At 65.5% G+C, this 17710-nt stretch carries 22 protein-coding genes; 9 read left to right on the top strand and 13 right to left on the bottom strand.

The genetic code is table 11. The annotated features are described in order from the left end of the window. On the top strand, window positions 1–182 hold a 182-nt coding region (locus BM228_RS26265; RefSeq protein WP_139234214.1), incomplete at its 5' end, for a transposase. Here the strand turns inward: BM228_RS26265 and BM228_RS26260 are convergent. The 11 genes from BM228_RS26260 to BM228_RS26210 all read right to left on the bottom strand — a co-directional run bounded on the left by BM228_RS26260 (window position 134) and on the right by BM228_RS26210 (window position 10775). Then, on the bottom strand, window positions 134–967 hold the full coding sequence (locus tag BM228_RS26260) for an HD-GYP domain-containing protein (protein ID WP_092045187.1): 834 nt from the start codon (window positions 965–967) through the stop codon (window positions 134–136). The genes BM228_RS26265 and BM228_RS26260 overlap by 49 nt on opposite strands. A gap of 46 nt (window positions 968–1013) precedes the next feature. Then, entirely contained in the window at window positions 1014–1394 is a 381-nt protein-coding gene (locus BM228_RS26255) for a hypothetical protein (protein ID WP_092045185.1), read from the bottom strand. Further along, window positions 1391–1708, bottom strand: coding sequence for a hypothetical protein (locus BM228_RS26250; RefSeq protein ID WP_092045184.1), 318 nt, complete (start codon window positions 1706–1708; stop codon window positions 1391–1393). Before BM228_RS26250 ends, BM228_RS26255 begins: the two co-directional genes overlap by 4 nt. A 2-nt stretch (window positions 1709–1710) precedes the next feature. Continuing rightward, window positions 1711–3195 carry a methyl-accepting chemotaxis protein gene (locus BM228_RS26245; protein WP_092045269.1) on the bottom strand — a complete coding sequence of 495 codons (1485 nt, stop codon included), beginning with the start codon at window positions 3193–3195 and terminating at the stop codon, window positions 1711–1713. Window positions 3196–3431: 236 nt separating this feature from the next. After that, window positions 3432–3911: a PAS domain-containing protein gene (locus BM228_RS26240; RefSeq protein ID WP_092045182.1), complete on the bottom strand. Its 480-nt coding sequence runs from the start codon at window positions 3909–3911 to the stop codon at window positions 3432–3434. Window positions 3912–4042: 131 nt separating this feature from the next. Then, window positions 4043–4804 (bottom strand): hypothetical protein, encoded by a 762-nt coding sequence (locus BM228_RS35170; protein WP_208612103.1) that lies wholly within the window; start codon window positions 4802–4804, stop codon window positions 4043–4045. 578 nt (window positions 4805–5382) lie between these two features. Then, complete coding sequence (locus BM228_RS26230) at window positions 5383–6603, bottom strand: ABC transporter permease (protein WP_092045181.1); 1221 nt, start codon at window positions 6601–6603, stop codon at window positions 5383–5385. Then, the gene (locus BM228_RS26225; protein WP_092045179.1) at window positions 6600–7301 is read right to left on the bottom strand and encodes an ABC transporter ATP-binding protein; all 702 of its coding nucleotides are present in this window, start codon (window positions 7299–7301) and stop codon (window positions 6600–6602) included. The genes BM228_RS26230 and BM228_RS26225 overlap by 4 nt, the downstream gene beginning before the upstream one ends. Before the next feature lies 1 nt (window position 7302). Further along, on the bottom strand, window positions 7303–8712 hold the full coding sequence (locus BM228_RS26220; protein WP_092045177.1) for an efflux RND transporter periplasmic adaptor subunit: 1410 nt from the start codon (window positions 8710–8712) through the stop codon (window positions 7303–7305). A gap of 301 nt (window positions 8713–9013) precedes the next feature. Next, complete coding sequence (locus tag BM228_RS26215) at window positions 9014–9625, bottom strand: response regulator transcription factor (RefSeq protein WP_092045175.1); 612 nt, start codon at window positions 9623–9625, stop codon at window positions 9014–9016. 1 nt (window position 9626) lies between these two features. Then, window positions 9627–10775, bottom strand: coding sequence for a sensor histidine kinase (locus BM228_RS26210; protein ID WP_425284999.1), 1149 nt, complete (start codon window positions 10773–10775; stop codon window positions 9627–9629). Between the two features lie 397 nt (window positions 10776–11172). Here BM228_RS26210 and BM228_RS26205 point away from each other — a divergent pair, with 397 nt between their 5' ends. From BM228_RS26205 to BM228_RS26180, 7 genes are all read left to right on the top strand, one after another. Further along, window positions 11173–11634, top strand: coding sequence for a hypothetical protein (locus BM228_RS26205; RefSeq protein ID WP_092045173.1), 462 nt, complete (start codon window positions 11173–11175; stop codon window positions 11632–11634). A 132-nt stretch (window positions 11635–11766) separates the two neighbouring features. Next, window positions 11767–12267 (top strand): hypothetical protein, encoded by a 501-nt coding sequence (locus tag BM228_RS26200; protein ID WP_092045171.1) that lies wholly within the window; start codon window positions 11767–11769, stop codon window positions 12265–12267. 91 nt (window positions 12268–12358) lie between these two features. After that, window positions 12359–12634 (top strand): hypothetical protein, encoded by a 276-nt coding sequence (locus BM228_RS26195; RefSeq protein ID WP_092045170.1) that lies wholly within the window; start codon window positions 12359–12361, stop codon window positions 12632–12634. Between the two features lie 270 nt (window positions 12635–12904). Then, a complete protein-coding gene (locus BM228_RS26190; protein WP_244537315.1) occupies window positions 12905–13966 on the top strand; it encodes a hypothetical protein in 1062 nt (353 codons plus the stop codon). 44 nt (window positions 13967–14010) lie between these two features. Further along, window positions 14011–15114 (top strand): TAXI family TRAP transporter solute-binding subunit, encoded by a 1104-nt coding sequence (locus BM228_RS26185; RefSeq protein WP_092045168.1) that lies wholly within the window; start codon window positions 14011–14013, stop codon window positions 15112–15114. Window positions 15115–15230: 116 nt separating this feature from the next. Next, window positions 15231–15380, top strand: coding sequence for a hypothetical protein (locus BM228_RS34850; protein WP_167367832.1), 150 nt, complete (start codon window positions 15231–15233; stop codon window positions 15378–15380). A 51-nt stretch (window positions 15381–15431) separates the two neighbouring features. Then, on the top strand, window positions 15432–15689 hold the full coding sequence (locus BM228_RS26180; protein ID WP_092045167.1) for a hypothetical protein: 258 nt from the start codon (window positions 15432–15434) through the stop codon (window positions 15687–15689). Window positions 15690–15757: 68 nt separating this feature from the next. Here BM228_RS26180 and BM228_RS26175 read toward each other — a convergent pair whose 3' ends face one another. Continuing rightward, complete coding sequence (locus tag BM228_RS26175) at window positions 15758–16069, bottom strand: hypothetical protein (protein ID WP_092045165.1); 312 nt, start codon at window positions 16067–16069, stop codon at window positions 15758–15760. Window positions 16070–16216: 147 nt separating this feature from the next. Further along, window positions 16217–16411, bottom strand: coding sequence for a hypothetical protein (locus tag BM228_RS26170; RefSeq protein WP_092045164.1), 195 nt, complete (start codon window positions 16409–16411; stop codon window positions 16217–16219). A gap of 201 nt (window positions 16412–16612) precedes the next feature. Here BM228_RS26170 and BM228_RS26165 point away from each other — a divergent pair. Further along, a protein-coding gene (locus BM228_RS26165) for an IS3 family transposase (protein ID WP_092045163.1) occupies window positions 16613–17710 on the top strand; the annotation gives its coding sequence in 2 pieces (ribosomal slippage) (window positions 16613–16868 and window positions 16868–17710; 1099 coding nt annotated over the 2 pieces). This gene is flagged as partial in the annotation.

The following is a 17710-nucleotide window of genomic DNA, read 5'->3' as shown; positions in this document are numbered from 1 at the left end:
CCACAGCCACCCGAACGGTACCCTATAAGCACAGCCGGATCGCCTACCGCCGGCGCAACAGGATTGAGCGCCTATTCGGCCATCTCAAAAACTGGCGGCGCGTCGCGACCCGCTACGACCGCTTGGCCTGCAACTATCTGGCCGCCGTCGCACTCGTTTCCTGTGTGATCGCATGGACCTGAATGAGTCCCCTACCTAGCAGGCCGTCATCAAACCCAGCACCCACGAGCATGGTATGACCACGTTCCGCATGCGTGCGCATGATCGCCATCTCCGAATGGGTGAGTTGGCCCGGCTTGTTCAGGATCTCGATGGGGACATGGATCTTGCCGACATCGTGGAGCAGGGCCGCTTGCGTTAGGCGGTGGCGGTCGGTCGGACGTAGACCGAGCGCCCCTGAGAACGCCGCGGCGAGGGCAGCGACAAGCAGGCAGTGCTGGTGGGTCGCATCGTCGAACTGCTGAACCGCGCGGACCCAGTCATAGATGCCGGTGTCGCTCACAGCGCGCACGACCAGTTCGGTACCGGCATCGGCCACGGCAGGCGTGATCGGTTGACCGGAGAACAGGGCGAGCTGGAAGAACTGTCGGGCCTCGGCAGATCTCGTTCGAGCCAGTATGGGGATCGATGCCCCCTGCAGGCGCTCCACGGCGGCAAGCATCTGCTGCACCCCTGCCGTGGCGGTCGCGCCTAAGACCCGAGCCTGAGCTTCTGAACGGGCGGCGTTCCCGTGCACGAGGAACAGGTATGGGACATCCTCGCCACGGACCTGCGCCAGGGTGCGGCGCAAGCGAACGATGGCCTCGGAGGTGAGCGCCTCGACATCACTGACGATCAGGGTGGGACCTATGGTTGGCAGTGCGTCATCGTACAAATCGTGGACGTGGCATGGTCGACGCGTGCCGAGATCCCGCGACAGGCGTCTGCCGCGATGGGTGTCGTCGGTGATCAGCAGAAGTTCGCCCATCGCCTATCCATCACCCCTTATCGGAGGATCGGTACAAATTTGGACATCAGCGATCCTGATGACCCACGGCGAACGGCAATGGCCCTGACTCTGTGATGCAGGCCGGCTCAACCTTCATTCTGCAGCTCATGGCTTGCTGAATGTACCGGGCGATCTGAGTCAGCCCCTCACGTGCGAAGTCGCGCAGATCTGCGTCTATGGCCTCGATCCACGCATCGCAACTCGGTACACGTTCCTCCAGATGAGCCAGGATCACGGCGAGCTGGGTCCGCTGTTCGCGTAACTTACCCAGAATGGCATCGAGCCGCGCGGCCGATAGGTTCGGGGCCTTCCCCTCGACCAGCAGCTCCGCCGCCAGCACGTCGAAACCGGCGAGCGCGGATGTCTGGTCGCGCTTCAGCCGCAGCGGGATGATCGCTCCGGTCATGATCCGGCCACCTTGGGGTCATTCCCGTCGGTTCGATATGACCCCTGGCACAGGCGATCCTTAAGCACACGCTGCAGCGCCTCAGCCTGATTCATGGCCCAAGCCAAGTGCTGGTACGGGGCCATCCGGTCATCGAACGCCCGATCGATGCGGGCGCAACTCACCGCGTAGGATGCCCTTGGATCCTCGATCGCAGCACGCACGAGATCCGCGAGCGCATCGTCGAGGCTACGGCGCACGGCGGCGCCCATCTCCGATAGCTGCGCCCAGTCTTGCCCAAGGGCGGCGGCGGCCAAATCAGGGCTTTGGGCCATCGTCAGGCGACCGCTCGCGCGGCTTCCCGCACCTGGCGCGTCGCTGCATCGACCTGCTCGCTGGCTCGGGCGATCGCCTCCATACCGCCGGCGATCGTGGTCACGCCGTGCGCGGCCGTGTGCATGCTGCCCGACATCTCCCGCGTCACCGCAGACTGCTCTTCGACCGCAGCCGCGATCGCGGATGAAACCTCGTCCAGACCCCGGATCGTGACCTGGATCGAGCCGATCGCATCGACCGCCTCCCGGGTCGCCGTCTGGGTCGCCGCAATCTGCCCGCGTATCTGATCCGTCGCCTTCGCGGTCTGCTCGGCCAGCGCCTTCACCTCGGTGGCGACCACCGCGAAGCCCTTGCCCGCTGCGCCCGCGCGTGCCGCCTCGATGGTAGCGTTCAAGGCGAGCAGGTTGGTTTGTGAGGCGATGCCCTGGATCAGCGCGACCACGTCGCCGATCTGCGCCGCCTGTCCGCTCAGCCCCGCCACGATACTCCCCGTATGCCGGGCCTGTTCGACCGCCTCACCGGCCATACGCGCGGCGTGGCTGACCTGCTGGCTGATCTCGCCAACCGAGGCCGACAGCTCTTCCGCCCCCGAGGCCACGCACTGGATGTCGTTCGAGACCTGTCCGACGGTGCTGGCAGCCTCCGCCGTCTGCCGAGTGACGTCCTCGACCGCACTGCCGATCGCGTCGAGGTCCGCGCCGATCATGTGCTGAGCATTGGCACGGCGCTGTCGCTCGTGCACCTGGGCGGTGACATCGGTGGCGAACTTCACGACTTTCAACACCGTCCCGTCCGCGTCGGTGATCGGATTGTAGGTCCCCTGGATCCAAACCGCGCGCCCGCCCTTGGCCACGCGCTTGAATTCACCCGCGGCGAACTCGCCGCGCCCGAGCTTGGTCCAGAACCCGCGATAGGCCTCGCCCGCCTGCTCGGCGGCGTCCACGAACAGGCTGTGATGCCTCCCCCGGATCTCGTCGAGGCGGTAGCCCGTCGCATCGAGGAAGTTGCTGTTGGCATCGAGGATCGTGCCGGCGGGATCGAAGGCGATCACCGCCTGCGAGCGATGCAGGGCAGCGATCTGGCCGTCGAGATCGAGGGCCTGCATTTTCCGCACGGTGATGTCGGCGGCGAACTTGACCACTTTCACGACGCGTCCGGTTCGGTCGAGCACGGGGTTGTAGCTCGCCTGGATCCAGACGGGTCGGCCACCCTTGGCGATGCGCTTGAACTCAGCGGATTGGAAGGTACCCCGCCGCAGGGCGTCCCAGAACGCGCGGTACTCGGCGCTGTCACGTTGCGCCCTCTCGACGAATATCGCGTGGTGCTGCCCCTGCACCTCGGACAGGGTATATCCCATCGCCGTCAGGAAGTTGGCGTTGGCGGTGAGGATGGTGCCGTCGGGCTGAAACTCAATGATCGCCTGTGAGCGGTCCAAGGCATCGAGTTTGGCCGCGAAATCGGCATGCGTCCGCGTTCCACCGAACATGGTCATCGACTCCGAGTAATCATCAGAAGCTGTTCGACAGCGGAAGTGAGAAAAACAGGCGGCAGCGGCATTTAACTGCCTCTAACCCAATTCACGCCATGAACCCTAGCGTAATATTGCAAGACATTCCTTAATTATGTCTTAAAATATTCAATTGAGCCAACATAGCACTAAATACGTCATTTGATTGTTTCACTTGTACAGTATCGAACCAAATCATAACATAGAACTGCAACTTATGAGTGCATAAATACACCAAGAGCGTGTAACGCCCCACTTAATACATTCTTACTTTCGTCGCTGGGTTCATAGCGACCAGCGGCGTTAACGGCTGGACGGCCTTTACGGCGCAGCACTTCGCGCTCGAACGAGACGAAGTTCTCGATGCGTCCGTCGGCGGCGCGCAATGGCCGGCAATCGATCTCAGCTCGGTACTTTGTGCCGTCCGCGCGATAGTTAGTCAGATAGCTGTGGAAGCGTTCGCCAGCCGCTAGGGCGCGGTGGAAGGCGTCGAGCGTCTCCCGGCGGGTCTCCCTGCCCTGCATGAACCGGGGGCTTTGTCCGACGATCGCGTCGAGCTCGCGGCCCGCGAGGCGGCCGAAGGCGGCATTGGCATAGAGTATCGTGGGGCCGGGCAACTCGATCATGGGATCGGTCACGACGACCCCGACAGTAGCATCGTGGGCGAATGCACGGATCAGTTCGAACCCTGTCATCGGACGCCAACACCGCAACGATGCCAAGGGCGCAAGAGCTCCATCGAGCAAACTCCCCCTAAGTGAGTCGAACGCTATCGTGAGCGATGGTCGACACAACCGCGTTCGTCATACCGTCCGACCGCAGACCGTCACCGCATAGCTCGGCCCGTCTCACCACCCGCGAGAATTCTCGTCCGGCCTGATCGGTCGAGGTCGCCAGCCGCTTGTCGGCAGCCCTTCGACGGTGCCGTATCCACAACCTGCCTTTGTGGATCTCCCCTATCCGTGGGGTGCATCGGTTTGCACCCTATGCTGCCCCAGAGCGCCGGGGCCGCCGATCGCCCTCCCCGCCGGAGCCAGGCCAGCCACTCGCGGCTGATGATGCGGATCACGTTCGGATCCGACTTCCGGCCCTGATGGCGGCGCTCCTGGATGGTCAGCAGGCCGTCGCCCTCGGCAAGACGGATCGCGGCCTGGGCCAGCCGCCGGCACACGCCCGCCCTGGCGGCGATGGCGTCGATGCACAGCCCGCATGCGCCGTTGCGGGCGACCTCGTCACCAACGATCCGCAGAACCGCGAGCTGCCCGGTGGTAAACCGGGATCCGAGTGCGGGTGGCATCGGGCCCGAAAAGGCCAGCCGTCGTCGTCGCTCAATGGCCACAGATCGCTCAGGAGCCCGCTGAAGGCGCTTGGCTGGAAACAGCGTCACACGGCCGAGTGGAATGCCAACGGGCGTCACGGCCTCGCGGATCGCATTCCTGCGGGTGTGTAGCGACTCGGCCAAGCCCTGGGCTTCGGCGTCGGTGACGGTCTCGGCGGCATGGGCCTGCCAGATCTTGCGCGACAGGTCGTCGAGCTGCGCGAGCGTGCGCGCGGCCTCGATCGCCGACCGCATGGTGGCGTGAAACATCGGTCCCGGTCCCTCACGGGCCGCGGCTAGGGTCCAGGCAAAGCCTTCCCGTTGACGGAAACAGGTTCCGTCTTGACACCCCGGGGGGTCTCATGGCTTGTGGGGGGTATTCACTCCGGCCCCACAGGCCCTCGGTTTTTCAGCAGCCTCTTCCTTGCCGGGAAGGGGCTGTTGGCTTTTCAGGGTCTATCTCGCGGCAGTGGTCTCCTGAATTGCCGGCTCTCGACTCGCCGAGGCGGGCCCGGCCGGAACGGTCCATGTCGGCCGGGAGGCACGGCTAAGTCAACGTTGGGGCAGGCTGGTGATCGACCGGGAGCCTTCAGATCCTGGAGTGCAATCCCTTGCGTGGCCGCCTCTGCACCCAGCTCTCCGGGCTGCCCCCATGTCCAGTGATGATCTGAGCAAGATCCAACGCCCGTTTATAGGACGGTCAATTTCATAGATGGCTCCAGACTGCCGCGAAGCGCCGAACTCACTCGTGCAAGCCGCCGAAACCACCTTGTAGCGCTATCGCTGCCGGCAACACCCAATGAGGTCGCGAGAAGTCCTAGATCATATCCGCTGAGTCCTCGAAACAGTCATTCCATCTTGAGAGCATCGACCGGATCGAGCCGAGAGGCTTTGTGAGCCGGGTAGTATCCGAAGAACAGGCCGACCAGCGCCGAGAAGCCCACCGACAGGATGATCGCCTGCGCGTCGATGATCGTCGCCCAGCCCGCCGACCGGGCCACCGTCAGCGAGATCGCGCTCCCGACGACGACGCCGGCCAGACCGCCCAGCAGACAGAGCACCAGGGCCTCCGCGAGGAACTGGAGCCGGATGTCGGTCCTGCGTGCGCCGACTGCGCGCCGGATCCCGATCTCCCGGGTGCGCTCGGTCACCGTGACCGTCATGATGTTCATGATGCTGATCCCGCCGACCAGCAGAGACACGCCCGCCACGGAGGTGAGCAGCAGCGCGATGGTGCGCGTGGCACCGCGCTGGGCATCCATCGCGGCCGCCGGGTCGGAGACCTTGAAGTCGTCTTCCTGCCCTTCGAGGATGCGGTGGCGCTGGCGCAAAAGCTCCTCGATCTCCGTGCGCGCCCGGGTCATCGCCTCGTCCGACACGGCCTTGGCCACAATGTAGGCGACGGCGTCGCGGTTCACGCCGCTGGCGCTGCCGAGAAAGCGCAGCTTGGCCGTCTCCAGAGGAACGAACACCACGTCGTCCTGGTCCGGTCCCTTGGCGTCGAGCACGCCGATCACCTCGAAGGGCACGCTCATGATGCGCACCTCTGCCCCGACCGGATTGTCGCGTCCGAACAGCTCTTTGGCCACGACAGTACCGAGGATCGCCACTTTGGCGGCGGTGTTCTGCTCGGTCCCGTTGAAGGTGCGGCCGCCCTTCAGCGTCCAGTCGCGCACGAGGAAGTGCCCGTTCGTGGTGCCGTTGACGGTGGTGTTCCAGTTCCGGCTCTCGCGCACGATCTGCGCGCTTCCGGACAAGGATCCGGCCGCGACCCGGATCTGCGGCACCTGCGCCAGGATCGCGTCAACGTCGCCCTCTGTGAGCGTCAGGCGGGTGCCGGCCTTCAACCGGACGCCATCCTTCTTGGCCGTCCCGGGGTTAATCATCAGGACGTTCGCGCCGACGGCCCGGATCTGCTCGGCGACCCGTCCCTGCGCTCCGCTGCCGATGGCCAGCACCGTCACCACCGAGGCGACGCCGATGACGATGCCGAGCATGGTGAGGAAGCTGCGCATCGGGTTCAGGCGCAGGGACCGCAGTGCGACGAGGAGGGTCTGGGACAGGCTCATGCGGCAACCGCCCGGCCGGGCTGGCGCACGTCGCCGACCACCCGGCCGTCCCGCAGGTGGACCGTGCGCGCGCAATGGGCTGCCACATTGGCGTCGTGGGTGATCATCACGACGGTCTGCCCGGCGCGATTGAGCTGGCGGAACAGGTCGAGGATCTCTGCACCGGTCCGGCTGTCCAGCGCCCCGGTCGGCTCGTCGGCGAGCAGGACCGCCGGCTCGCCGACGAGGGCTCGGGCGATCGCCACCCGCTGCTGCTCGCCCCCCGAGAGCTGAGAGGGGAAATGCGTCTCCCGGGCCGACATGCCCACCGCTTCCAGGGCGGCCCGGGCGCGCAGGCGGCGCAGGCGCGGCTCCATGCCGGCATAGATCAGCGGCAGCTCGACGTTCTCCACCGCGGTGCTGCGCGCGAGCAGGTTGTAGGATTGGAACACGAAGCCGATCCAGTCCCGGCGCATCCGGGCCCGGGCGTTGTCGGACAGGCGGGCCGTGTCCTTGCCGTCGAGGCGGATCGACCCCGAGGTGGGTCGGTCGAGGAGCCCGACCATGTTCATCAGTGTGCTCTTGCCCGATCCGGACGGCCCCATGATGGCGACGCACTCGCCGGCCTCGACGCCGAGGGTGATGTCGCGGATCACCGGCACCGGCACGGTCCCGACCTGGAACGTCCGGTGCACGGCTTCGAGGGCGAGGAGCGACATCTCAGAACCCCAGCCGCACGCCGAACAGGCGGCGACCCGCCGGCATCTCCGCCTGCCCGACCACGACCTCGCTGCCCTCGGCGAGGCGGCCGGCCGACCGCAGCGCGACCAGGTCGGCGCTGGTTGCTCCTGTCTCGACCCGGACGGCTTCGAGGCCTCCGTCCGCGCCCCGCACCCAGACCGCGGGGGCGGCCGGATCCCGGGGCATGCTGCCTTCGGGCCGGAATCGCAGGGCCGCTAGCGGCACCTTCAGGACGTCCTCGTCCTTGTGGATCGTCAGCTTCACCAGGGCGGTCATCCCGGGCAGGAGCAGGCCGTCGCGATTGTCGGTCTTGAGGACGACCGTGTAGGTGACGACGTTCTGCGTCACGAGCGGCGCCTTGCGGACCTGCCGGACCACGGCCTCGAACCGCCGGCCCGGATAGGCGTCCACCCCGAAGGTCGCGCGCTGCCCGGCGGCGACCCGGCCGATATCGGTCTCGTCCACGCGGGCATGGACCTCCATCTCGGCGAGGTTCTTGGCGATGTTGAACGCGGTTCGGACATCCAGGCCGGCGGCCAGCGTCTGCCCCTGGTTGACGAAGCGGCCGACCACCACGCCGTCCGTGGGGGATCGGATCACCGTTCGGTCGAGGTCGATCTCGGCGCCCCTGAGGCTCGCCTGGCGTTGGGGCACCGCCGCGTTGGCCTGCGTGAATTCCGCTTCGAGGCGCCGCACCTCGGCCACGGCGGCCTCCACCGCGAAGCCGTTGAGGTCGAGCACCGAACTCGCCTCGCGTGCCTGCGCCTTCCGGGAGGCGAGATCGGTCTGCGCCTCTTCCAGGGCGGCGGGTGAGGCGACTTCGCGGGAGCGCAGGGCGATCTTCCGGTCGAGATTGCGCTCGGCCGCGAGTTGCACCGCCTGGGCACTCTCGACCTTGGCCTGGAGGACGGCCTTGTTGCCGCGGGCATTGTCGAGATCGATACGCGCCCGGTCGAGACGCGCCTGCTGGACCTTCACGTTCGCCACCGCCATGTCGAGGGCCGCGCGGTTCTCCTCGACTTTGGCAATGAAGCTGCGCTGGTCGAGCTCCGCGAGCGGATCGCCGAGGCGGACCCGGTCGTTGAAATCCACGTACAGCCGGGCGATCTGCCCCGGCAGCTGCGAGCCCACCTCGACGGTGTCGACCGGCTGCACGGTCCCCGTGGCGGTGATGAGCTGCTCCAGGGCGCCGCGCTGGATCGGCGCCGTGATGAAGCGGCCCGCCTCCGGCACGGGGGCGACAGGCTCGTTTGCGGCAGCGGCCGCCGGCGATCCGCGCTGTGTGGACCTGAACAGGCCAACATCGGGATTCGCGTAGGTGAGCAGGGCAAAGGCGGAGACCGCGGCGATGCCGAGCGTCATCAGATTGTTGGGCAACCGGCGCGCCATGTGCGAGACCTCCCGCCTGTCCGCTTCGCATGCCCGGTGAAGCCCGGATCTAGCGGCTGCGACCGCGGGTTTTCACCCGGGCCTTTGCCACTTGGTTGCAGAAATTGTTACGCTTGGGAACTCAAACTGAACCCGTAAGTATTTGTACTTATATTTTTGTTTGTTCGATTATTGATTAAATTGATTGAATTAACAGTCAGACCGTGCATATTTGAAAATTTTAAATTATAAATAGTAGTTATAATCCGCGAAGTTTCTAAATAATGCTTCGAATTTTGACCTAAAAAATAACAAAAAATACTTATATCATCGACATTCGCGCGGCTCTTCGTACCAAAGTCTGGACACATCCGCAACCGGTTTTGGTCATGACCTTGGCGCGGTGAATTTCTACAGTGCGATAACTGATATCGAGTACCTGCCCGATCTCCTTGTTGGTGCGCCCGAGCAGGACGTGGTGAAGCACGTCGCGCTCGCGCCCGGTCAAGCGGCTGACCTGCTCTGCGAAGTCCGCGTCGTCGCTGGTCGGTTGGGCGCCGTCGTCCCCGACGAGGGCCGCCCGGACCGCGTCGAGCAGGAGGGGGGCCTCGAACGGCTTTTCCAGAACATCGCAGGCTCCGAGCTTCATGGCCCGCACCGCGGTCGGGACGTCCGCGTGTCCGGTCATGATCACGACGGGCATCATCGAGCCTGCGGCTCGAAGGCGGCCCAGCATCTCCAGGCCGTCGATATGCGGCATGCGCAGATCGGCCACGATGCAGCCGTTCAGGCGGCTGGACTCTTCAAGCAGCGTCGCCGCCCCGGCATGCTCGACGACGCGATGACCGAAAACCCCGAGGAGGAGTGCCAGCGAATGGCGCATCGCCTCGTCGTCGTCCACGACGTGGATCGTCGAAATGGAGGCCGTCTTCATATCAATCCTCAGCCGCGGGCAGGGTGAAGTGGAAGGTGGCGCCCCCCGTGGCGGGACTGTCCACCCTGAACGTGCCGCCATGTGCCTGCACGATCGACCGGCTCACCGATAATCCGACGCCCATGCCGGTCGACTTGGTCGTGACGAAGGGCAGGAAGAGGCTCTCGGCAACCGCCTCCGCGACGCCCGGCCCGGTATCCGAGACGCTGATGCAGACCGAGCCATCGTCTTGCGCGGCCGCGACGATCGCCAGGTTCCGGCATGCGCTGTCCCGCATCGCCTCGCAGGCGTTCCGGATCAGGTTGACCAGAACCTGCTGGATCTGCACGCGGTCGGCGAGGACGCGGATCCCGGGTGGACCCGGGTCGATCCGCGTCTCGACGCCCTGTGCCCGGGATCCGACGAGGGCCAGATCGCAGGCATCTTCGAGGAGCCCCGCGACGCTCTCCGAGCGCCTGTCCGTCTCGCCCCGGGTGACGAAATCCCTCAGGCGTCGGATGATGCCCCCCGCCCGCTGCGCTTGCCGCGCCGCGGCGGCGAGCGCGCTGCGGGCCGCCTCGATCTGCTCGTTTCCGGGCTCCGAGAGGAAATGGTCGCAGGCGGTCGTGTAGTTGCTGATGGCTCCGAGTGGCTGGTTGAGCTCGTGGGCCAGCGCCGAAGCCATCTCGCCCATGGCGGAGAGGCGCGAGACGTGGATCAGATCGGCCTGGAGGCGCTGCAGGCGCGCCTCGGCCCGGCGATGCGCGTCGATACAGTAGACGATGCCGCGGAAGCGGGTCGGACGCGTGCCGCGACCGAGTTCGGCCCGCCCGTGGGAGCGCACCCAGCGTATCGCGCCGTCGGCTTGGCAGACGCGATACTCGATGTTGTAGCGACCACCGTGCTCCAGCGCGCCACGGACCGCCGCCGCCCGTCCGGCACGATCTTCGGGATGCACGACGGCCTGGAAGGCGTCGTGATCGGTCAGGCGCCGCGCCGACACGCCCAGGATGGCGTGGCAATTCTCGGAGATGGCGACCCGACCATTCGCGGGATCGAGCGACCACGTGCAGATGCCGACCTCGTCGAGGGTCTCGCGAAGCTCGCGCGCCGAGAGCCCGTGTTGGGCTTCCGTCCTCCGACCCGATCGCGTGCGTTCCAAGCGCTGCACCGCCGCGTCCCTACCATCTCCGCGGATTACATCGGCATCGGAGAATGAATCCGATTTCTAAGCAATATACCGCACTGGCATTACAACTTAAACCCTAATCTTCGCCTCCATCATCAGCATTTTCTCCATCGAATTCCGACAGTGATGTGCCGCTATAATCCAGCCTCGCCAATGGCTTGCACGATTATTGCATTCACTGAGAAATCTCCGAGCACATCTCAGGAAATCAAACAGATTTTTATCCAAAAGGCGTAGCCAACACAGGTTAGCTCGGATTTACGGCTATTCATGACCAATTCAACACAGCACCCTGACCGCGTTGCTCAACCCGAGCAACGGACCGCATGTCCCGAACCGCAGATAGAATTGGGCATGCATCGGACAGGAGGAATGCGCGATGAGGACAATCCTGCTCTCGGCCGTCGCCGCTCTCGCCCTCGCCGGCATGCCTTCGATGGCGTCGGCTCAGGCGCTGGGCAACGGAAACGGCAATGGGAACGGCAATCTGGGCTCGGGCAACGGCAATGCCAACGGCAACGCCAATTCCGGCGCCTTGAACGGCAACGGCAACGGCAATTTCAACATCGGCAACCTGAACGGCAACCTGAACGGCAACGGCAATTCCGGCTCGGGCAACGGCAACCTGAACGGCAACGTCAACTGGTTCGGCGCCAGCGGCAACGGTAATGCCAACGGCAACCTCAACTCCGGCAGCCTGAACGGCAACGCCAACGGCAATTTCAACCACGGCATAACCACCATCGGCAACGGCAACCTGAACGGCAACGCCAACGGTGGCAACGCCAACGGCAACGCCAACGGGAACTACAACGGATTCCGCTTCCTGACGGTCCGCTGAGCGGGCCGCGAACAGGCGTGCGACCGCCAAGTCGCATGCCCTGAGACGCATGAGGTGACCGCCGTCCAGTCCGGGACGGCCGTCGGCGGAGGCAGGCCGGAGATGCCCCGGCGCGGAACAAGGAGCAACGCGATGAAGTCTCGACTCCGCATCGTGGCCCTCCTCGGGCTAGTCGGCGCGACCACGGTTCCGGCGCAGGCTCAGATCTTCTCCATCGGGAACGGTGTGGGCAACGGCAACGGCAACCTCGGATCCCTGAACGGCAACAACAACGGCAACTGGAACATCGGATCCGGAAATGGCACCGGCAACGGCAATGGCAGCGGTACGCCCATCGTGAACGGCAATATGGGCGCCTTCAATTCCGGCTCGAACAATGTCGGCGCTTTCAACGGTGGGACAGGCAATGCCGGCGCGTTCAACGGCATCGGGAACACCGGCGCGAGCAACGGCAGCGGCAATGTCGGCGCCTATAACGGCAACTACAATTCCGGGTCCCACAACGGCAACGGCAATGTCGGCGCCGGCAACGGAAACCTCAACGGCGGCAGCAGCAACGGCAACGGCAACGTCGGTGGCGGGAACGGAAACCTCAACGGAAACATGTCGCTACCGTCCTGCTTCCGCCGTTAGAGCGCGCGCCGCCGAAGTGGATACCGGTTCGGCGGCGGATCCTGCATCGAGGCCCGAGACGGTGACCTGTTCCCGTCGGGCGACGACCCAGATGGAGCCGAGCGCCGTGCATCGCATCCTTGCTCTTCTCGCGTTGAGCCTGCTCGGGCCCATCGCGACCCAGGCCGCGCCCGGCGGCGTGACCGCCCCGTCACGGCTGGCACCGGACGGGCCGCCTGCGCTGATCGCGCCGGTCGGAGCAGGCAACGGCAATGGCAACGGCAACGTCGGCTCGAACAACGGCAACGGCAATCAGACGAACGGCAACGGAAATTTCGGCACCGGGAACGGACACGGCAACGGCGGCCGGAACGCGCCACGGGCCTGAACGCCTTCAGAATGCACTCATCGAAGGCAGCTTCACGGCGCGACGCCTGCAGGAGTGCTGCCACAGATCGGCGACGATGGCACGGGCCCCGTCGCGGTCCCGGCCGTCACGCAAAACTCTCCGCCTAGTGAGGCTTCCAAGACGACTATGCTCGTCGCCATCGTCTAGCGGATTGTAGCCGCCGATAATCCACCTTCATTGACGCAGAATTGGAGATATTATATTCGGTAAAAAATTTAGCAGTAAAGCGCCTGGCATGGAGTGCATCCGATGGAAATGCCTTGCCGGAAATGGGGCGGACGCACGTCGATTGCGCTAGCGCTCGGTCTGACGGTCTCGTTGTCCCGACCGGCGTCGGCACAGAGCGTGGATCATCGTCATCGCTCCGAATCTGATACGCCCATCGGCCGAACCGTTACGGATTCGGCGGCAGGCAGACCATCGGATTTGCTGATCAAAACCCATGACGCCTCCGGAAAGATTGGCGTCGCCCTACCTCTGGACATCAAGCTTGTCCGCGTGCGGAACGTCTATATTGAGGCGATCAAGCTGCTCGGGCTTCCCCGGGGCGTCACCATCAGCGACGCCACAAACACGTTCTCGTCGACCAGCGACAACAACGATGTCGATGTCAGCACCTGGGATCTGTCGAGGATCCAGATCCTGCAGAACGATGCGCGCGAGAGCAGCTTCGCGCTCTCCGTCGCGGCGATCTGGACTCCGGAATCCGGGGGGCACATCGATGTCACGTCGAGCCGCCTCAACGTCACTTTCACGCCGGATCGCTTAGACCGCGACGTAGCGGCCGGTGGCGGCGAACCCGGCAACGTCACGCCGCCGGCCGCGCAGATCCGCGAGACGCGTCCGCCGTCCCGGACTTTGGCCGCCAGTGCCAGCCCTGACGTGATGGCCTCCGATGTCCCCGTGCAGGCGGTGCCTGTCGCCCCCCCCGAAAGCGTCGCGGCGAGCGATCAACCGGCGCCCCCCGCCACCGCCGACAAAAAACGCGGCGCCGGGGCTCAGGCGACAAGCCTTCCACGGCCCGCGATGCCCACGCGTACACCGGCGGCGGCCGACCCGCTGGTCGAGCGCGCCAAGGGCCTGATCCGGCTCGGCGATATCAGCGGTGCCCGGCTCCTGCTGGAGCGCGCCCAGGCCCGCGACGCACCGGACGCGACCTTTCTGCTGGCGCAGACCTGGGACCCGGCGATGCTGCGGGCCTGGAAAGTCCACGGCCTGCGATCGGATCAGGATCTGGCCCAGAGCCTGTACGCGAAGGCCGCGCGCCAAGACCGGACGGAGGAGCGGCGCCTCGCCGCCACGGGTCGCTGAGCCCCCAATCACGAACGGCTGACAGATCAGCGAGGGACGTATTCATGCCGAGGTTTGCCAGTTTTGCCGCGCTCTTCGGGCTCGCCGCCCTGGTGGCGGGGCCCGCCGCGCGAGCCACCGAGGCGGCCTCGGCGCATCCCGATTCCATGACGGAGGCCGCCCTCGGCGAACGTATGAACGCCAACACCGTCACGGTGGTGACGGGAACCCCCGGCGGGACCTATTTCCGGATCGGCGCCGACCTCGCCTTCGCGCTGGACGATGGCGACAAGCTGCGGATCCTGCCGATCCTCGGCAAGGGCGCGGGCGAGAACGCCTACGACATCCGCTTCCTGAAGGGCGTCGATCTCGGCTTCGTCCGCACCGATACGCTGGAGCAGTTGCGGCAGGATAAGCGCCTCAAGAATATCGAGCGGTCGATCCAGTTCATCGCCAAGCTGTTCAACGACGAGCTGCACATCATCGCGCCGAACGCGATCCAGACCATCGGCGATCTCGCCGGCAAGCGGGTCAGCTTCGACGTCAAGGGCAGCGGCACGGATTACAGCGGCCGCGCCATGTTCCGCGAGCTCGGCATCGGTGTCGAGGCGGTCAATGTCGACCAGCCGACCGCGCTCGAGATGCTGCGCAAGGGCGAGATCCAGGCCGTCGTCTCCGTGGCGGCCAAGCCCGTGGCGTTCATCGCGGGCTTCGATCCGGGAGACCGCTTCCACTTCGTCAAGGCGCCCTATCCGGACACGATGAACGAGGCCTACGTCCCGGCCACCCTCACGCAGGCGGATTACCCGAAATTCGTCAGCGGCGATGCGGTCGAGACCGTGGCTGTAGGCACGGTCCTCGGGGTCTACAACAGTCCGCGGGGATCACCACGCTACGAGAAGCTCGTCCGCTTCGTCGACGCGTTCTTCGGCCAATTCGACAAGTTCCTGGCTCCGCAACGGCATCCGAAATGGCGCGAGGTCAACCTCGCGGCGTCGGTTGCCGGATGGACGCGTTTCCGCCCCGCCCAGGAGTGGCTCGATCGCCATCACGAGCAGGACATCGCCTCTCAACCGGATCTCGATCGCTTCTTCCAGGCGCAGGCCAACCGGCAGGCCGGGAAAGAAGAGATCTATCAGGCCTATTTGAAGTGGCGTCAGGCCAAGTGACGGCGTCGAGGGGCTGACACCTCCTCGGAAACGGCCGGCGCCGTACGCGGGGGGGGGGCCGGAAGGGAACGCCTGGGCTCACGGAGCGTAGCGCTTCAGGAACGGAGGCGCGCACCATGACTCAGGCTGACACCCCGATGCCGGGCGAGGATCCAGGCGCGTTGATCGAGGATCCGTCCCGCCTCGACGAGATCGAACCGGCAAAGCCCACCGTGCCGGACGAGGATGATCCAGTGGTGGAGGACACCGCGGTGCAGCCGACCTGATCCACGCCGCCCATCCACTGTCCGACGGCCGACACAGAGAGCGCCGCGATCATGATCGACCCGAAACGCCCTGAGACCGATCCAGCCGAGACACCGCCGGGCGAGCGTGGCTATGAGGACCTGCCGGTTCGCGGGACCTCACAGAGTCCGGGCTCGCTCGGAGCGTCCGAGCCCGGCGACATCGGCGCACCGCGAAACGATGAGGTGAAGCCGACGACCGAGCGCGGCGGCAAAGACACGCCTGCTGAGGGCGACAACGGGGACGAGGCCTTCGACAAGGCGCGGGCTGAAACGCGGCAGCGCACGTGAGCGGCTGGGACGCCGCGTGTTCGGTGGCGAAGTCCCGGTTCCCTGGCCCCCTGGAAACGATCGGGTCCTCAATACCGGACGTTGGAGACGCCGCTTCCGCTCCGGCTGACGACGCGCTGGATGACCTCCTTGGTCGAGGGGCTGATTCCGCCGTCGCCCCGTAGGCGCCGCCCATCTGCCCGCTCGACGCGATCGAACTCCGGACCGCACCGCTCCAGCGCGCGGCGGACTTTGGCCGCCGGCGTCGCCCCGCGTTGCGGACCGGCCCCGTTCATCTCGAACTGGAGGCAGGAAGCCAGATATCCCTTCACGTCGTCGAACGCCGCAGCGTGAGCACTCGACGTGACGACCACGAAAAGCAGGACGGATCGGATGAGCATCGGACGCTCCGCTCGAGGCTGGACGATGCCCCAACGCGCGAGCTTGCCATTGGTCGCGGACGCTTTGGGACGGACATTTCGAGGCCTGCCAAGCCCATCACCCGCCTGAGTCGCCGGAGCAGGTTTCCGTCGGACCTATGGCACGAGCTACGGTTGTTTGCGCTGGGCGGTGGGGTTGGGCGTCGAGCTCGTGTCCGGCCCGACGGCCGGACTGATGCTCGTCATGTACGACCACGTGCCGCCGATTGCCAGGATGCCGGCGAACAGGGCTGCGAAAATGCCGATGAGTGCGAAGCGGTTCATGCCAGAGGTATAGGGCGCCGGCGGCGTGGACTGACGCATCGCGGTCGACGGCGGTCCATCTGCCGCATGCCGTTCCGAGACATCGTGCGGCGTAGCAGCGCGCAGATGCGGTCGGCGGATGAGCCTGCGCCTATCGCGGCTTGATGCGGGGCAAGAGCATCCTGACCCTGACCCAGCAAACTGGTCCGCGTCGAGCGCAAGTTTTTCGGGCATCCTGAACCCTGGAGGAGGGTGGATGCCATGCCTCGCAAGCGCTTCACGCACGAGCAGATCGCCTTTGCCCTGCGGCAGGCGGAGAACGGTGCGACGGTGGACGAGGTCTGCCGGAAGATGGGCGTGTCCGAGCCGGCGTTTTACCGTTGGGAGAAGCAGTTCGTCGGCATGGGCGTGCCGGAGATCCGCCGGCTCAAGCAGCTGGAGGATGAGAACGGCAAGCTCAAGCGTTTGGTCGCAGACCTGACGCTGGACCGCTCGATGCTGCAGTACGTGCTCAAGGATCAGTGGTGAGGCCCGCCGCTCGCCGTGAGGTCGCCGGTCATCTGCAGGCGGCCCATGGCATCAGCGAGCGTCGGGCCTGTCAGGCCACCGGCTTCGGCCGTTCCTCGCCGCGCTACAGGAAGCGATCCGACCCGCAGATGGCGCTGCACATGCGGCTGAAGGAGTTGACCGCAGCGCGGGTGCGCTACGGCTATCGGCGGCTGCACATCCTGTTGCGACGGGAGGGCTGGACCATGAACCACGAGCGCACTGACCGGATCTACCGCGACGAGGGGCTGTCGATCCGGTCCAAACTGCCCAAGCGTAAGCGGGCGTGGCGCTACCGTCAGGGGCGATCGGCAATCGGCGGACCCAACGAGGTCTGGGCGATGGACTTCGTATCCGACCGCGTCTTCGACGGACGTCCGTTCCGGATCCTGACGGTCGTCGATTGCCACACGCGAGAGGCGCTCTCACTCACGCCGAGAGCCAACGTCCGCGCCTTCCAGGTGACCGAGGCGCTCGATGCCTTGGTCAGGCTGAGGGGGCGGCCCAAGAGCCTACGGGTTGACAATAGGCCGGAGTTCGCCGGCCGCATGCTCGACCAGTGGGCCTACCTGAACGGGGTCGAGATCGACTTCTCCCGACCGGGCAAGCCGACCGACAATGCCTACATCGAGTCGTTCAACGGCCGCCTGCGAGCGGAATGTCTGATCGCCTCGTGGTTCCTGTCTCTGGCTGATGCCCGTGAACGCATCGAGGAATGGAGGTGCCACTACAACGAAGATCGACCCCATACGGCCCTGGGCGGATTGACGCCCCGAGCCTTCGCCAACCAAGCTGGCACAGCCCAAGAACTTT

This window comes from Methylobacterium pseudosasicola (genome assembly GCF_900114535.1).
Lineage (GTDB): Bacteria > Pseudomonadota > Alphaproteobacteria > Rhizobiales > Beijerinckiaceae > Methylobacterium > Methylobacterium pseudosasicola.
Note: the sequence above shows the minus strand (reverse complement) of the source record. Positions and strands in the feature narration are given on the sequence as shown.